Source organism: Cecembia rubra (assembly GCF_003014575.1).
In the GTDB taxonomy this organism is placed as follows: domain Bacteria; phylum Bacteroidota; class Bacteroidia; order Cytophagales; family Cyclobacteriaceae; genus Cecembia_A; species Cecembia_A rubra.
Genome location: NZ_PYGF01000001.1, coordinates 721,884 through 742,909, shown reverse-complemented (window position 1 = coordinate 742,909; position 21,026 = coordinate 721,884). Strand labels below are relative to the sequence as shown.

Below are 21,026 nucleotides of genomic sequence, written 5' to 3'. Positions count from 1 at the left end.
CCAAATTGAAATGAATATTAACTTCAAATTGTTTTGCTTTTGTTTAAACCTATTAATTGTTGTAATTCAATCAAAACCAGTTCCGCAAAACCTGAAAATTGACTCAAGTCTATCCCCCAAAATGCTTCATTTTGAAGCGAATATTTAATGATTTTTTCCAAATCAGCTTCCTGCCAGACCATTTCAAAAAATTCTAAAACATAGGCCTCGTCTTTCAGGGGTATATTTTCCCCATTTATTCTGCCCGAATAAAATAAAATCAAAGCCGCTAAGGACCGAGTTAGGTAATGGGGCCAAAAGCCATTTTTATGTTGAAACTCAAAAATACTGGGCAGTACACGAACCCTAAATTTTGAAATTGAATTTAGGGAAATAGAAATCAGTTCATGGTGGATAAATGGATTACTAAACCTGTCCAGCACATCAGATGCAAACCTCTTCAATTCTTCTTGTGGAAGGTCAATGCTTGGTATGATTTCATCAAAAATCATTGACTTTACAATTTTACCAAAATCTTTGTCATCAACAGCTTCTCTAACAGTTTTTAATCCCAAAATGTAGGCCATAGGAGCCATAGCAGTATGGGAACCGTTTAGAATTCTTACTTTTTGAGTTCTATATGGACTTAAATCTTTTACAAATTTCACTTGAAGCCCGGCTTGAGAAGCAGGAAAGACGTTTTCGAGTCCCTCAGGTCCTTCTATTACCCAGAGATGGTAAGGCTCTGCAGTCACCATGAATTGATCTTCAAATCCCAGCTTTTCATGAATTTCCCGGATATTATCCTTAGGATAGCCTGGTACAATTCTATCTACCAGGGTATTGTAGAAGTTGCATGACTCTTTTATCCATAAAACAAAGTTCATTGGCAAATTCCAATATTCTGCGTATTGCAATACACAATTCCTAAGCTGATCTCCGTTTTTTTCAATCAGCTCACATGGTAGGATGTTCAGGCCTTTGTAGGTATTTTCATTAAAAAATCTGAATCGGTGAAATAGAAATGCAGTCAATTTACCTGGGAAAGATATTGGACATGCATTTTCCTGAAAAGAATCATTTGGATCAAATGTAATTCCAACTTCCGTAGTGTTTGAAATGACAAACTGAAGATTTGGATTTTCAGACAATGCCAGAAAACCATCATAATTCATGTATGGATTTATCAGTCCCTCGACACAGCTTATTAACCTGGTGTTTTGTATGATCTTTCCATTCTCCAGCCCTTGAATCAATACATGAAATAAGCCATCCTGAGAATTAAATTTTTCTACTGACCCTTGGGAAAGTGGTTTGACTATCTGTATGTTTCCGCAAAAGTCTGTTTTCTCATTCATCAAATCAACCATCCAATCCACAAAACCCCTTAGAAAGTTTCCTCCCCCAAATTGAATGATTTTAATAGGCCGACTGGGGAAATTCAGAGATTTTTTATTCAATGTGTTCATATTCAATGGTTTATATGTAAAGGTTTGGAGCTTGTGGTTTTATTTTAAGCTATTAAATTTTTCAAAATATACTCGAATTTGCTAGGTTTATCGGTTGAAATTCAAGAATTCACATGACCCCATTGAAAATTTACCAAGTAGATGCCTTTACAGATCATGTTTTTGGAGGGAATCCTGCAGCTGTAGTTCCATTAAGGCATTGGCTTTCAGATGATTTACTCCAAAAAATAGCATTGGAAAATAATCTCTCAGAAACTGCTTTTTTTGTAAAAGATGGAGATAAATACCTTATCCGATGGTTTACTCCGACTGTGGAGGTAGACCTTTGTGGTCACGCAACCCTTGCCTCAGCCCATGTGCTATTCCATCATGAAGCTCATCCCTTTGGCAGCATTGATTTTTATTCGCCAAGGTCAGGGGAGTTGAAAGTACATTTAAAGGATGGCAGGATAACTTTAGATTTTCCAAAGGATGATATCAAAGAAATCCCACTCAGTGATGAACTTCTTTCTTGTTTTGAACCAAGGGCAATTCAAGCTTTCAGGGGGAAATCCGATGTGGTTTTGGTATTTCGATCTGAGACAGAAATCCGTAATCTTCGTTTTGACCTTACCCAAATCGAAAAAATTCCTGCAAGGGGAGTCATTGTTACCGCTAAAGGAGAAAATGTAGATTTTGTTTCAAGGTTTTTTGGCCCACAGGTAGGGGTGCCAGAGGATCCAGTAACGGGTTCAGCGCATACTACTCTTATTCCGCTTTGGGCAGAAAAATTAGGCAAGACTAAATTAATTGCGCAACAACTTTCTGCCAGAGGAGGTGAACTTATCTGTGAGTTGATGGGCGAAAGGGTTGCTATTTCAGGAAAGGCAGTGACGTATATGGAAGGAAGGATTTTACTGTAGATAGGAGGAAAGATAATTTGTGCCACATACTTAATAAGTAGTACCAAGTATATGGCATTTAAACTATACAGGTTAACTTGATCTCAAAGCATTTTTTTTTAAATGTATGATCATTGGTCCCGGGTATAAAATTATTAAGGCACCCTATACACAAAAGTATTTACGTTCATCCCCGCGCCTACAGAGGCAAAGACCAGATAGTCACCTGAATGGATTGAATGGCCGGGCATTTCACCTCGGATGATCATATCGTAGAGTATCGGTACTGTGGCAACTGAATTGTTTCCCAATTTGGAGATGGTCATCGGCATGATGCTTTTGGAGTCCATGGCTTCCAACCCGAAAATTTTGAACACCCTTTGAATGATGGCCTCATCCATTTTGGCATTAGCTTGATGTATCAATACTTTTTTGATATCATGTATGCTTATTCCTGCTTTTTTGATCGTTTCAGCCACTAAACCCGGTACGGTATTCAAAGCATATTCATATAGTTTTCTTCCGTTCATTTTCATAAACAAGGTGTTATCTTCATATTCTGGATAATAGGAAATATCCATTTTTAGGAAATGGGCTTCTGAATATGTGTCTGATCTTGTTTTATGGCAAATGATTCCTATTGGTTTATCCGACTCTCTCGCTTCAACAATTACAGCGCCTGCTCCATCAGAATATATCATACTGTCTATGTCATGTGGATCAGCGATTCTTGACAGGTTTTCTGCACCGATTACCAATACACGTTTCGCATCCCCAGATTTGATATAATAGTCTGCTTGAATTATGCCCTGTACCCATCCAGGACAACCAAAAGGCAGATCATAAGCCACACAATCCGGATTTTGGATTTTTAGCATATGTTTGGCTCTAGATGCTAATGCAGGGACCAAGTCTGATTTTTGATTGTTGTGTAGGATATCTCCAAAATTATGGGCAAAAATAATGTAATCAATGGTTTCAGGGTCAATTTTGGCAGTCTCAATTGCTTCTTTGGCAGCAAAATACCCCATATCCGAAGTGTTGTATTCAGGTTTGAGGTACCTCCTTTCTTGAATATCGGTTATCTCTTGAAATTTTCTTATGATCTCTTCATTGGTTTTGGGGATTTTTTCTCCTTTTTCATTAATAAAACTCTTTTTGAGAAAATCTTCATTTTTAATAACTACATCGGGTATATACTTCCCAGAGCCAATGATTACTGAATAAACTGCCATACTTTAAAATACTTGGTGATTGTTTGGATATAGAATTGAAAAGTAGAAAAAAATTACAGTTTTCGATAAAAAAAAGTCAAGTAATTTCTCTAGAGATTATTTAATAATCCACAGGTCTTTAATGACCTGTGGATTAAAAATTAAAGGTTGGGCTGTGGAGTAATTCTCAAATAGGGCTTGATGACTTTATGGCCTTTTGGAAACTTATTTGGAATATCTTCATCCTTGATACTTGGTGCAATTACTACATCCTCACCTTGTTTCCAGTTGGCAGGTGTAGCCACAGAGTAATTAGCTGTTAGCTGAAGTGAATCTATTACCCTAAGGAGTTCATCAAAATTTCTACCTGTGCTTGCTGGGTAGGTAATAATCAATTTGATTTTTTTATCATTTCCAATAACGAAGACTGATCTTACAGTGAAATTTTCACTTGCATTGGGATGAATCATATCATAGAGTTCAGAAATTTTCCTTTCTTCATCCGCTATTAATGGAAAATTGATTACTGTAGCCTGTGTTTCATTAATATCTTTGATCCAGCCTCTGTGGTCAATCAATCCATCAACACTTAAAGCCATTACTTTGACATTTCTTCTATCAAATTCTGTTTTAAGTTTGGCCACAGTACCTAATTCCGTTGTACAAACGGGGGTATAATCAGCAGGATGGGAAAATAATATTCCCCAACCATCACCCAGATACTCATGGAAATTAATTCTGCCTTCTGTTGTTTCTGCAGTAAAATTCGGTGCGATGTCTCCTAATCTTAGTGTCATAACATTTGGTTTTTTTAGTCTATAAAAATTATAGGCTAAATATACTAAATTAACATCGATTTTGACCAAAAGTTCAAAGAATTTCCATACTAAAAGTCATTTGGATACCAAGGTATATAATTGGATATTTGTGACAAGATAAAATGATATGGGTAAGTGGTTAGGAATATTCATCATCCTTTTCCTCCTCAATACAAACAGCCTAAGGGCTCAGGAGATAATCAAATATGATGTTTCCATAGCAGGAATTTCCATAGGGGAGATGATAGCAAAAAGAGAAAAGAAAGGTGAAGAGTTACATTATGAGTTAAAAAGTGATGTGAGTTTTTGGTTTTTTGGTAAGATTAACCTGGATTACCTTACAAAGGTAATTTATCATGGAAAAAGATTGAATAAGGCAAATGTTTTATCAAAAACCAATAAAGGAAATTTTGAAAGCAATATTCAATGGCAAGGAGACCATTACAGGATTAAATCTACCAATTATAAACACGAATTGGATACTGTAATTCAAAGACCATTCTATTTAAGCGCTGCTGTTTTTTATTTTGAAGAACCTACTCAGGCCAAAGAGTTTTTGGCAGAAGCATATGGCTTACCAGCACCAATTAAGAAGGTGAAGGATTATTATGAAGTGATAGTCAACGGCAACACTAACCGGTTTTATTATGTAAATGGAAAGCTGGACAAAGCAGTGATGGAGTTTCCTATCAAAAACTATGTCGTCAAGAGAAAAGAATAAAAAGGGCGGTTAATTACCGCCTTCTTTACATCAATACCTACGAAGAAAATTTTACACTGCAAACCTAGCATTTTTGAAATTAGCTTTGGTTAAGCTAATGTGAACAAATGGTGTGTGCAATATTATTTTATTTTTTCTCCTGGATCATGATTTCATTATTTCTTAAAATATCCATTGCAAAGATGCTCATTGCTTTTACGCCCGTTTTGATGGTAGGCTCCGGAAGCGGGGCGAAATAAGGGCTGTGCAGTCCAGGTATTTCAAGTCCTTCTTCTTTTGCTTTTTTTAAGAATGTGGGATCATTGGCTCCTAGATAAAACATGGTGATGGGGATTTTTTTATCCTGCATACCAAATCTACTGAAATCTTCTCCTATCATTTGTGCTTTAACTTCCACTACTTTTTCTTCACCCAGATTGGCTTTAAAAACTTTCACCATCTGTTCAGTAAGTTGAAAATCATTGATCAGTGCCGGGGTATGGGGCTCTCTGATCCAATAAGTGGGCATTTTGGATTCTGGCAATCCTGCAGACCGGGCAAGGTTTTCGCTGATCCTTTTGACGCTGCTGATCATTTCTTCCCTGACTTCAGAAGAATAGGATCTTAAAGTCAACTGCATGGTAACTTCATCAGGAATGATGTTATGGACTGTGCCTCCATGAATGGAGCCAACAGTAACCACAGCTGGTTCTGTAGGAGCAATTCTCCTGCTTACTATGGTCTGATATGCCTGTATCATTTGGGCACTGAGTACTATAGGGTCAATCCCAGTATGTGGAGCGGCACCATGGGCTCCTTCGCCATATACAGTTACATTCATCATATCCACCCCGGCCATCAAAGGGCCGGATTTAAATCCCACTGTTCCCGCGGGCAAGAATGGATCATCATGCAGAGCAATGGCATAATCAGGATGTGGGAATCTTTGATATAGGCCATCATTCATCATGTTCCAGGCGCCCATGCCATTTTCCTCAGCGGGTTGTCCAACCATAAGCAAAGTACCCCTCCAGGAACTTTTGTTTTCAGCCATTACCTTTGCAGTCCCAATAAAAACTGACATGTGGATATCATGCCCACAGGAATGGGCTACATATGTTTCTTTACCATCATTGGAAATTGCTTTTTTTGTAGACGCATAGGGGAGTCCTGTCTTTTCTTCCATCGGAAGGGCATCCATATCCGTTCGGATCAATAAAGTCGGGCCGGCTCCATTTTTTATTACCCCAACTACTCCATATCCACCTATACCTTCGGTTACTTCGTAGCCTAAGCTTCTCAATTCCTTGGCAATCCTAGCAGAAGTTTCTTTTTCCTGAAGGGATAACTCTGGATTTTGGTGCAGGTGTTTGTAAAGCCTTTCCAATTCAGGATAAATTTTTTCAATGAAAGCATCTACTGTCTGGGCTGTAGCAGTGAATTGAACCATCAGGAATGAAATTAGGATAAGGAATGCTTTAGTGATTTTCATAGTTAAAATTGAGGTATTTTTCCCAAATTAAAGAAATAATTCCCTGGCTTGAAGATATGTTTTATTTTTGAGGTTGAATTTATGATCTAAAATGCCGATAATCCAGAAATCCACCTACGGAAAACCTCCTGCTTACCTTTTCAATGGTCACCTTGAAACCATTATTCCAAGTGTTTTTAGGAAGATTGAAGGTGTGACCTATAAAAGGGAGAGGATTTCTACTCCTGATGGGGATTTTTTGGACATTGATTGGTCAAAGGTGGGATCAGAAAAACTCTTGATCATTTCCCATGGGCTGGAGGGAAGTTCTGATCGGCACTATGCCAAAGCTTTGGCCAAGTTGTTTAATCAAAGCGGAATTGATGCTTTGGCTTGGAATAACCGTACCTGCAGTGGTGAAATGAACAAAGCTCCTATTCTTTACCATCACGGGGCTTCTTATGATCTTGATACCGTTATCAAACATGTGGAACGAACCCAAAGCTACAAAGAATACTACCTGGTAGGTATCAGTATGGGAGGAGCACAGACTTTGAAATACCTGGGTGAAAGGGGAGCGGATTTATTGCCCAAAATCAAAAGTGCAGCTGTCTATTCAACCCCCTGTAACCTTCCTGATTCTGCAGCTACCCTGAGGCTAAAAAATAATGCTTTTTACAAAAAGAGATTTTTGGGAAAATTAAAGGCCAAAATGAAACTTAAAGGGGAGCAATTTCCCGGATTGGTTGATTTGGACCTTTTAAAACGGGTGGAGGATTTTGATACCTTCGATACACACTTTACGGCAAAAGTTCACGGGTTCAAAGATGCAATGGAATTTTATCAGTCGGTTTCAGCGGATAACTGGATCAAGGATATTCAGATTCCCACTTTGATCATCAATGCATTGAACGACCCACTTCTGATGGACAGATGTTACCCTACAAAAATTGCAGAGCAATCTGAGTTTATCTTTCTTGAAATGCCAAAGAGAGGGGGGCATACCGGATTTTTGGTAAAAAACCAGGAATTCACCTGGGCAGAGCATCGTTTTTTGGAGTTTTTAACCCGTTAAAGCTTCAATATCCTGATTGCTCCATTAAGTACAATCAAAAATACAATACCCCCTATGATAAGGTCTGGAATAACAGACCCGCTCCACAATACCGCCAATCCTGCGCAGATAACCCCCGTATTGATAATGATATCATTGGAGGTAAAAATCATACTTGCTTTTATATGGGCTTCTGTGCTGTTGCTTTTTTGCAAAAGATAAAGACACAACGCATTGGCGATTAATGCAAAAAATGACACTATGATCATCATTTTGAAATCCGGTAAGGCTTCAAATCCGAAAAATCTTCTGATGACTTCTGTAAAACCTATCAAAGAAAGAATTATCTGGGCGATTCCTGCTACCTTAGCTACTGCTTTTTTAGTACTCATTGACCTGCCCACTGCCATCAAAGCCAATCCATAAACCACCGCATCGGCCAACATGTCCAGGCTATCAGCGACAAGCCCCATGGATTTTGAGATGATCCCTGTGGCCATTTCAATGAGAAAAAATGAAAAGTTGATCAGCAAAACCGCCCAAAGCACTCTTTTTTCGGTCTCTTTGGTTATTGAAAAGGGACCTGATACTTCTTCGCTTTTTATTAAAGCGGATTGAAGAGAGAGTTTGTCAAGTTCACTCCTTATTAAGTCCAACTCTCCGGAATGAAAAACCTCCAGTTTTCTTCCTGAAATATCGAAAACCAATTGATGGACAGAAGGGAAGTTCCCAATTTTCATTCTGATCAGTTGTTCCTCTGAAGGACAGTCCATTTTTTCAATCCTAAAGGTGCTTTTCTGCATAGAGTCAAGTTCTTTTGGATCTAAAAAGTAAGAAAAAAAGCACAGGATTTAATATATCTTCCTGTGCCTTCATGGTTCAACCTATTTTTCAATTGAAAGGAGTCGAAAATACCATTGTTAATCGAACCTTTTCAGGGCCAACTTGCTGACAGTGCCGCCTATTGAAAGCGAGCTGGTGGCCGCAGGAGAAGGCGCATTCAGGACATTTATCGCATATTCATTTTCCCTGATGCTGAAGTCATCCAACAATCCACCTGTCCTGTCACATGCCTGGGCCCTTACACCGGCTCCGCCATCTACAAGATCTGATTCATTGATATCAGGAATCAATTCCTGTAAAGCTTTCGTAAAGGCCGCTTTAGAAAAGGAACGGTATAACTCTCCAAATCCTGTTTTCCAGTATTTGGAGGCCACTTTTTGAAAACCAGGCCATGAAAGGGTTTCGGAAAGTTCTTTTAGATTGACATCAGATTTTCTGTATCCCTCCCTTTTGAAGGCCAAAACCGCATTAGGCCCTGCCTCAACTCCACCTTTCATCATTCTTGTGAAATGGACACCCAGGAATGGGAAATTTGGGTCAGGAACAGGATAAATCAGGTTTCTGACCAAGTATTCCCTTTCTTTTTTCAGTTTGTAATATTCTCCTCTAAAAGGAATGATTCGGACATCAATTGGCTCATCCTGATTCATTTGGGCAACTTTATCTGAATAAAGTCCCGCGCAATTAATCACCAATTTTGCGGAAAATTCGTGGTAAGATGACCTTACATAGGAAACCCCATTCAATGTTTTTATTCCTTCGACTTTGTTGTTGAGGAAAATTTCTCCACCCAGGGACTCGAATTTTTTCGCATAAGCCTGCGCTACCACTTTATAGTCCACTATTCCTGTTTGCGGAACAAACATGGCAGCTACGCCAGCGCAATAGGGTTCGTATTCCTTCAGTTCATCTAGGGTAATTTTTTTTGTCCCCTCTAGTCCATTTTGCAGAGCACGTTCAAAAAGACCGTTTAAAATCGGAATTTGTTCATCTCTTGTGGCTACCACCACTTTTCCGGTCAATTCGTAGGGAATATTTTCTACTTCACAAAACTGAATAAGTTCATGGTAGCCATTGATACAGTTGATGGCTTTGAGTGAACCTGGTTTGTAGTATAGTCCAGAATGGATAACCCCCGAATTATTACCTGTCTGATGTTTGGCTACTTCTGCTTCTTTTTCAAGAATCAGCACTTTTAGATCAGGTTTTTGTTGTTTGATTTTCAGACCGGTAGCGAGTCCTACTATTCCACCTCCGATGATAATTATATCGTATTGCATTCAGTGTTAAGAAATTGATTCAAAACTTTTTAACAAATGAAAGAATCTTTTTCAATCTTCTGTTATTTTAAAAAGAAACCACTTGTTTGAGGACAAATATCGGAATTTCCAGCACTTTGTTTTCATACTCTTAATTATTCCTTTCATTTTTTTACGAAGTTTTAAAATGAGCTAATGAATTTGCATATTTGCAAGTCTTAAGGCATCTGTTTGTATAGATGTGATGTTTCATTTATTTAAAATTTTAAATGTCTAACCAACAAATCAAAATTACCCTTCCTGACGGCTCTGTCAGGGAGTATGAAAAAGGAGTTTCAGGGCTACAGATTGCACTTAGTATCAGCGAGGGTTTGGCCAGGAACGTACTAGCAGCAAAAGTCAACGGCGAGGTTTGGGATGCCAGTAGGGCAATTAACCAAGATGCCACCGTACAATTATTGACTTGGAATGATGCAGAAGGAAAAAATACTTTTTGGCATTCCTCTGCCCACCTTATGGCAGAAGCCCTGGAGGAGCTTTTCCCAGGAATCAAATTTGGAATCGGACCTCCGATTGAGAACGGTTTCTATTATGATGTAGATTTCGGTGATCAACCTTTGGATGGAGCTGAATTGGAAAAAATTGAGGCCAAGATGGTGGAATTGGCCAAGCAAAAGAATGATTATATCCGAAAAGAAGTTTCCAAAAAAGATGCAGTCGCCTATTTTAAAGAAAAAGGGGATGAATATAAATTGGACTTATTAGAAGGACTAGAGGATGGTTCCATTACTTTTTACGAGCAGGGTAATTTTGTAGATCTTTGCAGAGGGCCACACATCCCCAATACCGGATTTATTAAGGCAGCCAAGCTTTTAAATATTGCCGGGGCCTATTGGAGGGGAGATGAGAAAAATAAAATGCTCACCAGGATTTATGGAATTACATTTCCTAAAGCCAAGGATCTTCAGGAATACCTTCAGATGCTTGAAGAAGCCAAGAAAAGAGACCATAGAAAATTGGGGAGGGAGTTGGAACTTTTCACTTTCTCTGAGAAAGTGGGTATGGGACTTCCTCTATGGTTACCAAAGGGAACTTTGTTGAGAGAAAGACTTGTAGCTTTCATGAAAAAGGCTCAGGATAAGTCCGGTTATCAGCAGGTAGTGACTCCACATATCGGCCATAAAGTCCTTTATGAGACTTCTGGCCATTATGAGAAATATGGCAAAGACTCATTTCAGCCAATCGCTACTCCAAATGAAGGGGAGGAGTTTTTGCTTAAGCCGATGAACTGTCCTCACCATTGTGAGATTTACAAGCACAAGCCAAGATCATACAAAGACTTGCCTATCCGTTATGCAGAGTTTGGTACTGTTTATAGGTATGAACAGAGCGGAGAGCTCCATGGTTTGACCCGTGTCAGAGGTTTTACGCAAGATGATGCCCACATTTTCTGTAGGCCAGACCAGGTAAAAGAGGAATTTATCAAGGTGATTGACCTGGTGCTTTATGTTTTCAAGGCCTTGGGTTTTGAGGATTTTACCGCTCAGATATCATTAAGAGATCCTGAAAAAAGAGAAAAATATATCGGTACTGATGAGGCTTGGAACAAGGCGGAGTCAGCGATTATCGAAGCAGCCGCAGAAAGAGGTCTACAGACTGTCACCGAATTGGGAGAGGCAGCATTTTATGGTCCAAAGTTAGACTTCATGGTGAAGGATGCTTTGGGTAGAAAATGGCAATTGGGAACTATACAGGTGGATTACAACCTGCCAGAGCGTTTCCAATTGGAATATATCGGAAGCGATAATCAAAAGCACAGACCGGTGATGATTCACAGGGCGCCTTTTGGTTCTTTGGAAAGATTTGTAGCTGTTTTGATTGAGCACTGTGCTGGTAATTTCCCATTATGGCTTTCACCAGATCAGGTTACAATTTTGCCTATTTCTGAAAAATATATTGCTTATGCTGAGCAGATCAAGGCCATTTTGGAAGAACATGACATCATGGGCAACATTGATAACCGTGATGAAAAAATCGGAAGAAAGATCAGAGATGCAGAGGTTAAGAAAGTTCCTTTTATGTTGATTGTTGGGGAAAAAGAGCAAGCAGAAGCCAAAGTTTCTGTCAGAAAGCATGGTGAAGGTGATCTGGGTTCATTGACTGTTGATGAATTTATTGCTCATTTCAAAGCAATCATAGACCAGTCTTTGAGAAAATAATTCAAATGGAAAATTTACAGGTTTTTTAAATCTCAAATTTATTCCGATATTTGCAGGCAATTTCATAAAACAACCATAATTAATTTTGAAAGGAAAAACACCGTTCAGACCGAGACAGGAAGAACCATACAGAGTAAATGATAAAATCAGAGCTAGAGAGGTAAGGGTTGTAGGGGATTTTGTGGAAGGAGGCAATGCTGTACTTTCCCTTTCCCAGGCCATCAAACTAGCAGAGGAAAATGATCTTGATCTCGTAGAAATTTCTCCAAATGCCAATCCACCTGTTTGTAAGGTGATTGACTACGCTAAGTTCAAGTACGAACAGAAGAAGAAGCAAAAAGAAATTAAGGCAAATGCTTCAAAGACTGTAGTAAAGGAAATTAGATTTGGTCCCAATACTGATGACCATGATTTCAATTTTAAACTGAAGCATGCAATCAACTTTCTTAAAGAAGGTGCTAAAGTAAAAGCTTATGTACATTTCGTAGGAAGGTCAATTGTATTTAAGGAAAGAGGAGAAATGTTGTTATTGAGATTTGCCCAGGAGCTTGAGGAATATGCTCAGGTGGAACAACTCCCAAAATTGGAGGGGAAAAGGATGTTCCTATTTCTGGCACCAAAATCTTCTAAGAAATAATTTTCAACAAACAAATACAGTTATGCCAAAAGTAAAAACAAAATCCAGTGCAAAGAAAAGGTTCAAATTGACTGGAACCGGAAAAATCAGAAGGAAGCATGCTTACAAAAGCCACATCCTGACCAAAAAATCTACCAAGAGAAAGAGAAATCTTACCCAAATGGGAATGGTTCATGAGTCAGATGAAGGAAGAGTAAAAGCAATGTTGAGAATAGGATAATCCCATCTCAAAACTTCAAAATTTAATTTAGGTTAATTTATTCACCAGACGCTCAGGTATAAAGTCCGAAAGGCACCTAGGGTCAAAAAATTTAAAACTATGCCAAGATCAGTAAATGCAGTTGCTTCAAGAGCAAGAAGAAAGAAAATCCTTAAAGCAACCAAAGGCTACTTCGGAAGAGGTAAAAATGTTTGGACAGTAGCCAAGAACAAATACGAAAAAGGTTTACAGTACGCTTACAGAGATAGAAAGGCTAAGAAAAGAGAATTCAGAGCCCTATGGATCCAGCGTATCAATGCAGGTGCCAGACAATTTGGTATCTCATATTCACAATTTATGGGGATGTTGAAAAAGGCTGATATCGAATTGAACAGAAAAGTTCTTGCAGATTTGGCTATGAATCATCCTGAGGCATTCAAAGCTGTAGTTGAAAAAGTAAAGTAAGAAGGCACTGCTTACTTTAATTGAAAAGCCCCGTCAAATCGGGGCTTTTTTATTTGTTTTTTTTAAAAAGCTGAGCCTAATTCCATTTTTTTACTATATTACAAATGCAGTCACATTTATACCCCCTATAATCAAAACCGCGATAAAGACCAGTAAGTGGAACCTTTGGTGGATTTGGAATTGTGGAATTTGAACCTTGTGATGAGGTCGGATGTCACACCGGTGTAGAGTTTGTTTGCGGAAAAAGAATAGAGTACGTAAACACAGAACATAGGTTAAAGAGTAAAATAAAAAAAGCCCCTAAAGTGGGGCTTGTAGCGAGGAGGGGAGTTGATCCCCTGTCCGCCGCGGCGGATATGAATCCTGTGCTAAAGGAAGTTTGGAAGGACATGCTTTTTGATCCAGTCCCTTCCTTTGCCTGATTTGAGTTCTTTTTCTCTGAGTAGGGCTTCCTTCTTTGAGTCGAAGAATTCGGTATGTAAGCAGTACCATGGTCTGTACCTTAGAGTAAAACCTTTGGTGGATTTGGAATTGTGGAATTTGAACCTTGTGATGAGGTCGGATGTCACACCGGTGTAGAGTTTGTTTGCGGAAAAAGAATAGAGTACGTAAACACAGAACATAGGTTAAAGAGTAAAATAAAAAAAGCCCCTAAAGTGGGGCTTGTAGCGAGGAGGGGAGTTGAACCCCTGACCTCAGGGTTATGAATCCTGCGCTCTAACCAACTGAGCTACCTCGCCAAATCGGAATGCAAATATGAGGGCTTGTGTTATTAATTGCAAGTAAAAATGTTTAAAAAAGTTATTTTTTATGAACAAAATTTGAGTGGTTATGGTAAAGAATAAGTTTGTATCTGATTATCAAATCAATACTTCCAGGAAGATATTATTTCCCTATTTGAGTAGTGCTAGTGGACTTTCAGAGTGGTTTGCTGATAATGTAACAATCAATGAAGATAAGGATTATATTTTTCATTATGATGGAGAGGAACATTATGCAAGAATTGTGGCTTTAAGGACCAATTACCATGTAAAGTTTGATTTTTTTGATCCCGATAATTTAGAGGAGACAGACCACTCTTATATAGAATTTAAGATTGAGGAAAATGAGTTGACACAAACCCTTTTCTTAAAAGTAATTGATTACAGCGATTCCTATGATGATGGAGAATTGGAGTCTATCTGGGATAATTTGGTCACTCACCTTAAAGAAATCATTGGAGGTTAATGTGTGTTAGATGAAGTAAAATCCAATATTATTTCCAACTTTGTTATTGGAAAGATTGGTTTGCACACAATAGTGAATGAAAAAACTTGACAAGCTTATTCTTGGGTCATTTATAGGACCCTTCTTTTTGACCTTTCTGGTTGTTGATTTTATACTCCTTACAGTTAATATGCTCAAATATTTCGATGAAATATTTGGCAAGGGTCTTGGATTCATGATTTACATGGAGCTGATATCCTATTTTGTGATCAGTATTTCCCCAATGGCTTTGCCACTGGCAGTTTTGCTTTCTTCACTGATGACTTTTGGGAATTTAGGAGAACACTTTGAGCTTACAGCAATTAAATCAAGTGGCATTTCACTTTTGAGGGCTCTTCGACCAATCGGTCTATTTGTCATTATACTAACTGTTATTGCATACTTATCCAATAACCATTTGGTTCCAAAAGTAAATCTTAAAACATTTAGTTTACTATATGATATTAGGATGAAATCACCCGCATTGGATATCAAAGAAGGAGTATTCTATGCTGGAATTCCAAATTATAGCATTAAAGTCAACCAAAAACTGGATGAGGTTAGGCTAAAAGATATAATTATATATGATCATTCTGATGGGCAGGGGAATACAAATGTCATTTTAGCAGACTCAGGAAGGATGGAATCCTTTATGAATGATAGGTATATGAGACTGATGCTTTTTAACGGGGTTTCCTATAAAGAATCCAGAAGTTCAAGAGGAATCAACGAGAAACCTGTAGATTTCAGTAGAACAAATTTCTCCCAAAATGAAATGATATTTAACCTGGAATCATTTCAGCTCAATAGGACTCCTGAAGATTTGTGGTCTACCAATAGGTCGATCATGAATATTGCCCAATTAAGACAGGGTCTTGACTCTATCGCAGGTGAAGTCAATAGTATCATTTATTATAATTATGCTACAACAGAATCTTCTTTTTCATTCTTTGGGAGACAAAATAAAATCAAACCACCACAAGATATTGTAAAGAGGAAGGTGCATTATGATTCTCTCAGAGAAGCAAAGCTGAAAGCTAGGGAAGCAAATCAATTGGTAATGCCAAAAATCACCTCTGCGAAGAATGTTTATGATTCCACACAAGTGTTAGACGGCGTTGGGATTGATTCTTTACAGTCAGTAACTTTAGATAGCGTTGAGAAAGGGAGTAGTAGAGAAGAAATAGGCATCAATGGTCAAGAAGTCCAAAAAGACCTGGGGTCTGAGAAATTATTAGAGGCTAAAATAAATAGAGCATCATCTGCACAACAGCCAAGAGTACAAAATTTTGGGCAAGAAGTCATTCCTACTGATTCAGTTGTCAACCAACTTGTAAAATCACCAACAAGGATGACTGAATTCACCCCGGAGTTTAGAACTAAACTGGATTCTTTAATAGAAAAATTTAATTATAAGTCAAGGGGGGCAACTGTGGCTATGAACAACGCCAGATCGATTAAAAATAATTTCAGTTCAAAGCTTGCCCAAATTGATAATTTGGAAAGGGAATATAGAAGATTTGAAATAGCATGGTACCAAAAGTATACTACAGCTTTTGCATGTGTGGTGATGTTTTTGATCGGCGCTCCCCTTGGTGCGATCATTAAGAAAGGAGGACTGGGAATGCCGGTTCTGGTGTCCATAATATTTTTCATCATTTATTATATGTTGACCATCACAGGAGAAAAATGGGCCAAGGAAGGTATAACAGATCCAATTTTTGGGACTTGGTTTTCCAATATTGTGCTATTGCCCATTGGCTTTTTCTTCTTGAAACAGGCAAGACGGGATGCGAGATTGTTTGAAGCAGATATGTATGTGGAATTTTTCAAAAAATTACGCAGATATTTCCAAACAAAATTTTCCAAAACGTAAATGGTGTTTTTTAAATCAAATCAAAGTTGTTATCTTTGTGGCTGTTTTAAAACACAATTAATTTAACTAGACATGTATTTAACCTCAGAGAAAAAAGCGGAGTTGTTCAAAAATCATGGCAGGTTAAAGTCTGAAACTGATACAGGATCACCGGAATCTCAGATTTCGTTGTTCACTTTCAGAATTCAGCATTTGACTGAGCACTTGAAGTCCAACAAAAAGGATCACAGATCCAGACTTAGTTTGATGAAACTAGTCGGTAAAAGAAGAAGATTGCTTAACTATCTTGTCAAGAATGATATTGAAAGATACAGAGCAGTAATTGCCGAACTCGGAATACGAAAATAATTGCAACTCAATGTAAGGTTCTCATGGAGAGAACCTTACTTTTTTATTTCCCCCTGATATTAAGCCTTACTTTTAAATCTTTACTACATTATCATTAACAAAATTCTATGTTACCTAATTTAATCACCAAGTCCATACAATTAGCGGATGGAAGAGAAATTACAATTGAAACCGGGGCTTTAGCAAAGCAAGCGGACGGTTCTGTTGTAATTAGAATGGGGAAAGCTATGCTTTTGGCCACAGTTGTTGCCAAAAAAGATGTAATGGAAGGAGTGGATTTTCTTCCACTTTCAGTAGATTACCAGGAAAAATTTGCTGCATCTGGAAAGATTCCAGGTGGATTTTTGAAAAGAGAAGGAAGGCTTTCTGATTATGAAATTTTGATAAGCCGCTTGGTTGACAGGGCTATCAGACCGATCTTCCCAGATGATTACCATGCAGATACGCAAGTAAATATCACCCTGATGTCAGCAGATTCGGAAGTTTTACCGGATTGTTTGGCTGGATTAGCTGCATCAGCCGCCTTATCAGTGTCAGATATTCCTTTTAATGGCCCAATTTCTGAAGTTAGGGTTGCAAAAATCAATGGTGATCTGAAAATTAATCCCTCCCCGGCCGAATTAGAACAGGCAAGTCTTGAGTTTATCGTTGCAGGTTCTATGGATTATATTCTTATGGTGGAGGGAGAGGCCAACGAAATCTCCGAAGATGAGATGGTTGAAGCACTTCAGTTTGCACATGAAGAAATTAAAAAACATTGTTTGGTTCAAAAAGAACTTACAATTGCAGTAGGCAAAGAGGAAAAAAGGGAATATGTTCATGAGAAATCAGATCCCGCACTTTTTGAAAAAATGCATGCTGAATTATATCAGAAGTGTTATGAGGCTGTAGGTCTACAAATTGCCAATAAATCAGAGAGATCTGATAGGATCAAAGCCATTAAGGAAGCTTTTGTTGAGAGTCTTGGAGAAGAGCATGGTTTTGAGGAATCCCTTATAGGTCCGTATTTTGCAAAGATTCATAAAGAGGCCGCGAGGAACCTTACTCTTAATGAAAAGAAAAGATTGGATGGAAGAAATCTTGACGAAATCAGGCCTATTTGGTCTGTGGTAGATTACCTGCCCTCTGCCCATGGTTCTTCGGTATTTACTAGAGGTGAAACCCAGTCTATAACCACTTGTACGCTAGGTACCAAGTTGGATGAGCAGATGATAGATGGAGCTGTAATCTCAGGATATAGTAAGTTTTTCCTTCATTACAATTTTCCGGGTTTTTCTACAGGAGAGGTAAAACCTAACAGGGGGCCTGGACGTAGAGAAGTAGGTCATGGTAACCTTGCCATGAGGGCACTTAAGAAAGTTATGCCCCATGATGATGAAAATCCATATACCATCAGGGTAGTTTCTGATATCCTGGAATCCAATGGTTCTTCTTCCATGGCTACAGTATGTGCAGGATCTCTTGCTCTAATGGATGCCGGTGTACCTATAAAAGCTCCTGTAACAGGTATTGCAATGGGTATGATCTCTGATGCTAAGACAGGCAAATATGCGATTTTGTCTGATATTCTTGGTGATGAAGACCACCTTGGTGATATGGATTTCAAAGTGACAGGAACAGCCAAGGGTATTACTGCCTGCCAAATGGACCTGAAAGTAGAAGGCTTGGATTACAGCGTTTTAAAAGAAGCTTTGTATCAGGCGAAAGAGGGCAGATTACATATCTTGAATGAGATTACAAAGACACTGGATGCGCCAAGACCAGACTTGAAGCCTCATGCACCTAGGTCATTTAACATGACAATTCCTAAAGAATTGATCGGGGCTGTGATTGGTCCTGGTGGCAAAGTAATCCAAGAAATCCAAAAAGATACTGGTGCAACTATTGTTATCGAAGAAAAAGATAATATGGGTAAGATCAATATCTTTGCCAATAACCAGCCATCTATGGATGGAGCTATATCCAGGATCAGGGCTATTGTTGCTCAACCGGAAATTGGAGAAGTATATACCGGAAAAGTGAAAAACATTATGCCTTTTGGTGCGTTTGTAGAATTTATGCCTGGTAAGGATGGGTTGCTACATATTTCAGAAATCAAGTGGGAAAGACTTGAAAATATGGAAGGTGTCTTGGAACCTGGAGAAGAAATCATGGTTAAATTGATTGATGTCGATAAAAAGACTGGTAAATTCAAACTTTCCAGAAAGGTTTTGTTGCCTAAACCAGAAAAAACAGATAAAAAAGATTAAGTTTCATAAGTAATTGATTACTTTGAACTTTAATTGATTGAATTTCTGTTATAAATTGTGTCTTAACTGATAAAAATTATATTCTCGAATGAGGCAGCTAAAAATTAGCAAACAGATTACCAACAGGGAGAGTCAGTCCCTAGATAAGTATCTTCAAGAAATCGGTAAAGTAGATTTGCTTACCGCAGATGAGGAAGTTGTTTTAGCCAAAAGGATCCGTGAAGGTGATCAGTTGGCATTGGAAAAACTGACAAAGGCCAATTTAAGATTTGTGGTTTCTGTAGCGAAACAATATCAAAATCAAGGTCTTTCTCTGGGTGATTTGATCAATGAAGGGAACTTAGGTCTGATAAAAGCCGCACAGAGATTTGATGAGACCAGAGGTTTCAAATTTATTTCTTATGCTGTATGGTGGATCAGACAGTCCATTCTTCAGGCTTTGGCCGAGCAGTCAAGAATTGTCCGCTTGCCATTGAATAGGGTGGGTTCCCTGAATAAAATCAGTAAGACTTTCAGTGAACTAGAGCAAAAATTTGAAAGAGAACCATCTCCAGAGGAATTAGCTGAAGTGCTGGAAGTTACAGCAGGCGAAGTTGTGGATACAATGAAGATTTCTGGTAGGCATGTTTCCATGGATGCTCCCTTTGTTCAAGGAGAAGAAAACAGTCTCTTGGATGTTCTTGAAAATGATGGTGATGAAAAGCCAGATGATGGCTTGATGACAGATTCATTAAGAAAAGAAGTACAAAGGGCATTATCTACTTTGACTTCAAGAGAGGCCGATGTCATTACTCTTTATTTTGGTTTAAATGGTGAACACGCCATGACTTTGGAAGAGATTGGAGAGAAGTTTAATTTGACCAGGGAAAGAGTTAGGCAAATTAAAGAAAAGGCTATCAGGAGGTTAAGACACACTTCTAGAAGTAAAACATTAAAACCATACTTGGGATAAAATTCCAATTACGTATCTAAGATTACAGAAAAGGGGAAAGTTTTCCCCTTTTTTTGTATCTGAAAAGATTAAGCTGTTAAAATCCTGACTAAAATCAAGTTAAGGAATTTCATTCCCGCATTAGGGAATTTTAACAAGTTTAATCTTTGTTGTAATAACTATTTTAACAAAATTTGCTAACCTTAAAATTTACGATAGAATGGCTTCAGAAATTGAAAAAGTAAAGGTTTTGATCATTGGTTCAGGCCCTGCAGGTTACACTGCTGCCATTTATGCATCAAGGGCAGGATTAAGTCCCGTATTATACACCGGTGGCCAGCCAGGAGGTCAGTTAACAATCACCACTGATGTGGAAAATTATCCAGGATATCCCAATGGAATTATGGGGCCTGAAATGATGGAGGATTTCAGAAAACAAGCAGAGAGATTTGGTACTCAGATTAGATATGGAGTTGTTACAAAAGTTGATTTTTCTGCTCAGCCTCATAAGGTTATTGTAGATGATCAAGTGGAAATCCATGCTGATACTGTCATTATCTCCACTGGAGCATCAGCCAAATGGCTTGGCTTAGAAAGTGAAGAAAGGCTTAATGGTAGGGGTGTTTCAGCCTGTGCTGTATGCGATGGCTTCTTTTTTAGAGGACAAGATGTAGCAATTGTGGGGGCAGGAGATACTGCCTGTGAAGAAGCTTCCTATTTAGCTAATATCTGCTCAAAAGTATATATGTTGGTGAGAAGGGAAGAAATGCGGGCATCTCAAATCATGCAGAAAAGGGTGATGAATAATCCCAAGATTGAAATTCTTTGGAATACAGAAACGGAAGAGATTTTAGGGGAAAATGAAGTTGAAGCAGTGCGTGTTTACAATAATAAAACAAAAGAGTCGAATGAAATTAAAGTAAGTGGCTTTTTTGTAGCCATTGGGCATGAACCAAATACTGGAATTTTCAAAAATATCATAGATATGGACGAAAATGGCTATATTAAGACCATCCCCGGCTCTACAAGAACAAATGTAGAAGGAGTTTTTGCCTGTGGAGATGCCCAAGACCATATTTACAGACAGGCTGTAACTGCTGCCGGAACGGGATGTATGGCGGCATTGGATGCGGAAAGGTATCTCGCTGCTAAAGAACTGGTTTAATTTA

At 38.4% G+C, this 21,026-nt stretch carries 21 protein-coding genes and 1 tRNA gene; 13 read left to right on the top strand and 9 right to left on the bottom strand.

Translation table 11 applies throughout. From position 1 onward, the window contains the following. Positions 1 to 23: 23 nt before the first annotated feature. Complete coding sequence (locus CLV48_RS03080) at positions 24 to 1,448, bottom strand: tagaturonate reductase (RefSeq protein WP_106565741.1); 1,425 nt, start codon at positions 1,446 to 1,448, stop codon at positions 24 to 26. A 113-nt stretch (positions 1,449 to 1,561) separates the two neighbouring features. Between CLV48_RS03080 and CLV48_RS03075 the strand changes: the two genes are divergently transcribed. Then, positions 1,562 to 2,350, top strand: a complete 789-nt coding sequence (locus CLV48_RS03075; RefSeq protein WP_106565740.1) for a PhzF family phenazine biosynthesis protein — start codon at positions 1,562 to 1,564, stop codon at positions 2,348 to 2,350. 134 nt (positions 2,351 to 2,484) lie between these two features. Here the strand turns inward: CLV48_RS03075 and CLV48_RS03070 are convergent, their stop codons facing one another. Both CLV48_RS03070 and CLV48_RS03065 read right to left on the bottom strand, forming a co-directional pair. Next, on the bottom strand, positions 2,485 to 3,564 hold the full coding sequence (locus tag CLV48_RS03070) for a 3-oxoacyl-ACP synthase III family protein (protein WP_106565739.1): 1,080 nt from the start codon (positions 3,562 to 3,564) through the stop codon (positions 2,485 to 2,487). A gap of 140 nt (positions 3,565 to 3,704) precedes the next feature. Continuing rightward, positions 3,705 to 4,340 carry a peroxiredoxin gene (locus CLV48_RS03065; RefSeq protein ID WP_106565738.1) on the bottom strand — a complete coding sequence of 212 codons (636 nt, stop codon included), beginning with the start codon at positions 4,338 to 4,340 and terminating at the stop codon, positions 3,705 to 3,707. Between the two features lie 148 nt (positions 4,341 to 4,488). On the opposite strand from CLV48_RS03065, the gene CLV48_RS03060 reads away from it, so the two are divergent. Continuing rightward, positions 4,489 to 5,082 (top strand): DUF6134 family protein, encoded by a 594-nt coding sequence (locus tag CLV48_RS03060; RefSeq protein WP_106565737.1) that lies wholly within the window; start codon positions 4,489 to 4,491, stop codon positions 5,080 to 5,082. Between the two features lie 127 nt (positions 5,083 to 5,209). On the opposite strand, the gene CLV48_RS03055 is transcribed toward CLV48_RS03060, so the two are convergent. Next, entirely contained in the window at positions 5,210 to 6,553 is a 1,344-nt protein-coding gene (locus tag CLV48_RS03055; protein WP_106565736.1) for an amidohydrolase, read from the bottom strand. Positions 6,554 to 6,644: 91 nt separating this feature from the next. On the opposite strand from CLV48_RS03055, the gene CLV48_RS03050 reads away from it, so the two are divergent. Then, positions 6,645 to 7,607, top strand: coding sequence for a YheT family hydrolase (locus tag CLV48_RS03050; protein ID WP_106565735.1), 963 nt, complete (start codon positions 6,645 to 6,647; stop codon positions 7,605 to 7,607). On the opposite strand, the gene CLV48_RS03045 is transcribed toward CLV48_RS03050, so the two are convergent. Further along, positions 7,604 to 8,389, bottom strand: coding sequence for a cation efflux transmembrane domain-containing protein (locus CLV48_RS03045; protein WP_106565734.1), 786 nt, complete (start codon positions 8,387 to 8,389; stop codon positions 7,604 to 7,606). The two genes, CLV48_RS03050 and CLV48_RS03045, sit on opposite strands and share 4 nt — an antisense overlap. Before the next feature lie 117 nt (positions 8,390 to 8,506). After that, positions 8,507 to 9,709, bottom strand: coding sequence for an L-2-hydroxyglutarate oxidase (gene lhgO / locus CLV48_RS03040; RefSeq protein WP_106565733.1), 1,203 nt, complete (start codon positions 9,707 to 9,709; stop codon positions 8,507 to 8,509). Positions 9,710 to 9,957: 248 nt separating this feature from the next. Between lhgO and thrS the strand changes: the two genes are divergently transcribed. The 4 genes from thrS to rplT all read left to right on the top strand — a co-directional run bounded on the left by thrS (position 9,958) and on the right by rplT (position 13,208). Further along, positions 9,958 to 11,907, top strand: a complete 1,950-nt coding sequence (gene thrS, locus CLV48_RS03035; protein ID WP_106565732.1) for a threonine--tRNA ligase — start codon at positions 9,958 to 9,960, stop codon at positions 11,905 to 11,907. An 85-nt stretch (positions 11,908 to 11,992) separates the two neighbouring features. Next, positions 11,993 to 12,544, top strand: coding sequence for a translation initiation factor IF-3 (infC, locus tag CLV48_RS03030; protein ID WP_106565731.1), 552 nt, complete (start codon positions 11,993 to 11,995; stop codon positions 12,542 to 12,544). A 22-nt stretch (positions 12,545 to 12,566) separates the two neighbouring features. Beyond that, positions 12,567 to 12,764: a 50S ribosomal protein L35 gene (gene rpmI / locus CLV48_RS03025; RefSeq protein WP_009185920.1), complete on the top strand. Its 198-nt coding sequence runs from the start codon at positions 12,567 to 12,569 to the stop codon at positions 12,762 to 12,764. A gap of 99 nt (positions 12,765 to 12,863) precedes the next feature. Next, positions 12,864 to 13,208, top strand: coding sequence for a 50S ribosomal protein L20 (gene rplT / locus CLV48_RS03020; RefSeq protein WP_106565730.1), 345 nt, complete (start codon positions 12,864 to 12,866; stop codon positions 13,206 to 13,208). A gap of 131 nt (positions 13,209 to 13,339) precedes the next feature. On the opposite strand, the gene CLV48_RS03015 is transcribed toward rplT, so the two are convergent. From CLV48_RS03015 to CLV48_RS03005, 3 genes are all read right to left on the bottom strand, one after another. Then, complete coding sequence (locus CLV48_RS03015; protein ID WP_106565729.1) at positions 13,340 to 13,480, bottom strand: GIY-YIG nuclease family protein; 141 nt, start codon at positions 13,478 to 13,480, stop codon at positions 13,340 to 13,342. A 96-nt stretch (positions 13,481 to 13,576) separates the two neighbouring features. Further along, positions 13,577 to 13,831 (bottom strand): GIY-YIG nuclease family protein, encoded by a 255-nt coding sequence (locus tag CLV48_RS03010; RefSeq protein ID WP_106565728.1) that lies wholly within the window; start codon positions 13,829 to 13,831, stop codon positions 13,577 to 13,579. Between the two features lie 43 nt (positions 13,832 to 13,874). Further along, positions 13,875 to 13,948: transfer RNA gene (locus CLV48_RS03005), tRNA-Met, on the bottom strand. 91 nt (positions 13,949 to 14,039) lie between these two features. Here CLV48_RS03005 and CLV48_RS03000 point away from each other — a divergent pair. From CLV48_RS03000 to trxB, 6 genes are all read left to right on the top strand, one after another. Next, a complete protein-coding gene (locus tag CLV48_RS03000; RefSeq protein ID WP_106565727.1) occupies positions 14,040 to 14,435 on the top strand; it encodes an START-like domain-containing protein in 396 nt (131 codons plus the stop codon). A 76-nt stretch (positions 14,436 to 14,511) separates the two neighbouring features. Continuing rightward, positions 14,512 to 16,329, top strand: a complete 1,818-nt coding sequence (locus tag CLV48_RS02995) for an LptF/LptG family permease (RefSeq protein WP_106565726.1) — start codon at positions 14,512 to 14,514, stop codon at positions 16,327 to 16,329. Positions 16,330 to 16,401: 72 nt separating this feature from the next. After that, positions 16,402 to 16,677, top strand: coding sequence for a 30S ribosomal protein S15 (rpsO, locus tag CLV48_RS02990; RefSeq protein WP_106565725.1), 276 nt, complete (start codon positions 16,402 to 16,404; stop codon positions 16,675 to 16,677). Between the two features lie 107 nt (positions 16,678 to 16,784). Further along, entirely contained in the window at positions 16,785 to 18,926 is a 2,142-nt protein-coding gene (pnp, locus tag CLV48_RS02985) for a polyribonucleotide nucleotidyltransferase (protein ID WP_106565724.1), read from the top strand. An 88-nt stretch (positions 18,927 to 19,014) separates the two neighbouring features. Next, positions 19,015 to 19,878 carry a sigma-70 family RNA polymerase sigma factor gene (locus CLV48_RS02980; RefSeq protein WP_009036261.1) on the top strand — a complete coding sequence of 288 codons (864 nt, stop codon included), beginning with the start codon at positions 19,015 to 19,017 and terminating at the stop codon, positions 19,876 to 19,878. Between the two features lie 199 nt (positions 19,879 to 20,077). Beyond that, positions 20,078 to 21,022, top strand: coding sequence for a thioredoxin-disulfide reductase (trxB, locus tag CLV48_RS02975; protein WP_106565723.1), 945 nt, complete (start codon positions 20,078 to 20,080; stop codon positions 21,020 to 21,022). Positions 21,023 to 21,026 lie beyond the last annotated feature (4 nt).

Excerpts from the sequence above, each read along its gene's own strand:
- CLV48_RS03065 (WP_106565738.1), bottom strand. The coding sequence starts at position 4,340 with ATGACACTAAGATTAGGAGACATCGCACCGAATTTTACTGCAGAAACA.
- CLV48_RS03080 (WP_106565741.1), bottom strand. The coding sequence starts at position 1,448 with ATGAACACATTGAATAAAAAATCTCTGAATTTCCCCAGTCGGCCTATT.
- rpsO (WP_106565725.1), top strand. The coding sequence starts at position 16,402 with ATGTATTTAACCTCAGAGAAAAAAGCGGAGTTGTTCAAAAATCATGGC.
- CLV48_RS03015 (WP_106565729.1), bottom strand. The coding sequence starts at position 13,480 with ATGTTCTGTGTTTACGTACTCTATTCTTTTTCCGCAAACAAACTCTAC.
- CLV48_RS03010 (WP_106565728.1), bottom strand. The coding sequence starts at position 13,831 with ATGTTCTGTGTTTACGTACTCTATTCTTTTTCCGCAAACAAACTCTAC.
- CLV48_RS02995 (WP_106565726.1), top strand. The coding sequence starts at position 14,512 with ATGAAAAAACTTGACAAGCTTATTCTTGGGTCATTTATAGGACCCTTC.
- CLV48_RS03070 (WP_106565739.1), bottom strand. The coding sequence starts at position 3,564 with ATGGCAGTTTATTCAGTAATCATTGGCTCTGGGAAGTATATACCCGAT.
- thrS (WP_106565732.1), top strand. The coding sequence starts at position 9,958 with ATGTCTAACCAACAAATCAAAATTACCCTTCCTGACGGCTCTGTCAGG.
- pnp (WP_106565724.1), top strand. The coding sequence starts at position 16,785 with ATGTTACCTAATTTAATCACCAAGTCCATACAATTAGCGGATGGAAGA.
- rplT (WP_106565730.1), top strand. The coding sequence starts at position 12,864 with ATGCCAAGATCAGTAAATGCAGTTGCTTCAAGAGCAAGAAGAAAGAAA.
- CLV48_RS03045 (WP_106565734.1), bottom strand. The coding sequence starts at position 8,389 with ATGCAGAAAAGCACCTTTAGGATTGAAAAAATGGACTGTCCTTCAGAG.
- CLV48_RS03000 (WP_106565727.1), top strand. The coding sequence starts at position 14,040 with ATGGTAAAGAATAAGTTTGTATCTGATTATCAAATCAATACTTCCAGG.
- CLV48_RS03060 (WP_106565737.1), top strand. The coding sequence starts at position 4,489 with ATGGGTAAGTGGTTAGGAATATTCATCATCCTTTTCCTCCTCAATACA.
- CLV48_RS03055 (WP_106565736.1), bottom strand. The coding sequence starts at position 6,553 with ATGAAAATCACTAAAGCATTCCTTATCCTAATTTCATTCCTGATGGTT.
- trxB (WP_106565723.1), top strand. The coding sequence starts at position 20,078 with ATGGCTTCAGAAATTGAAAAAGTAAAGGTTTTGATCATTGGTTCAGGC.
- CLV48_RS03075 (WP_106565740.1), top strand. The coding sequence starts at position 1,562 with ATGACCCCATTGAAAATTTACCAAGTAGATGCCTTTACAGATCATGTT.
- CLV48_RS03050 (WP_106565735.1), top strand. The coding sequence starts at position 6,645 with ATGCCGATAATCCAGAAATCCACCTACGGAAAACCTCCTGCTTACCTT.
- rpmI (WP_009185920.1), top strand. The coding sequence starts at position 12,567 with ATGCCAAAAGTAAAAACAAAATCCAGTGCAAAGAAAAGGTTCAAATTG.
- CLV48_RS02980 (WP_009036261.1), top strand. The coding sequence starts at position 19,015 with ATGAGGCAGCTAAAAATTAGCAAACAGATTACCAACAGGGAGAGTCAG.
- lhgO (WP_106565733.1), bottom strand. The coding sequence starts at position 9,709 with ATGCAATACGATATAATTATCATCGGAGGTGGAATAGTAGGACTCGCT.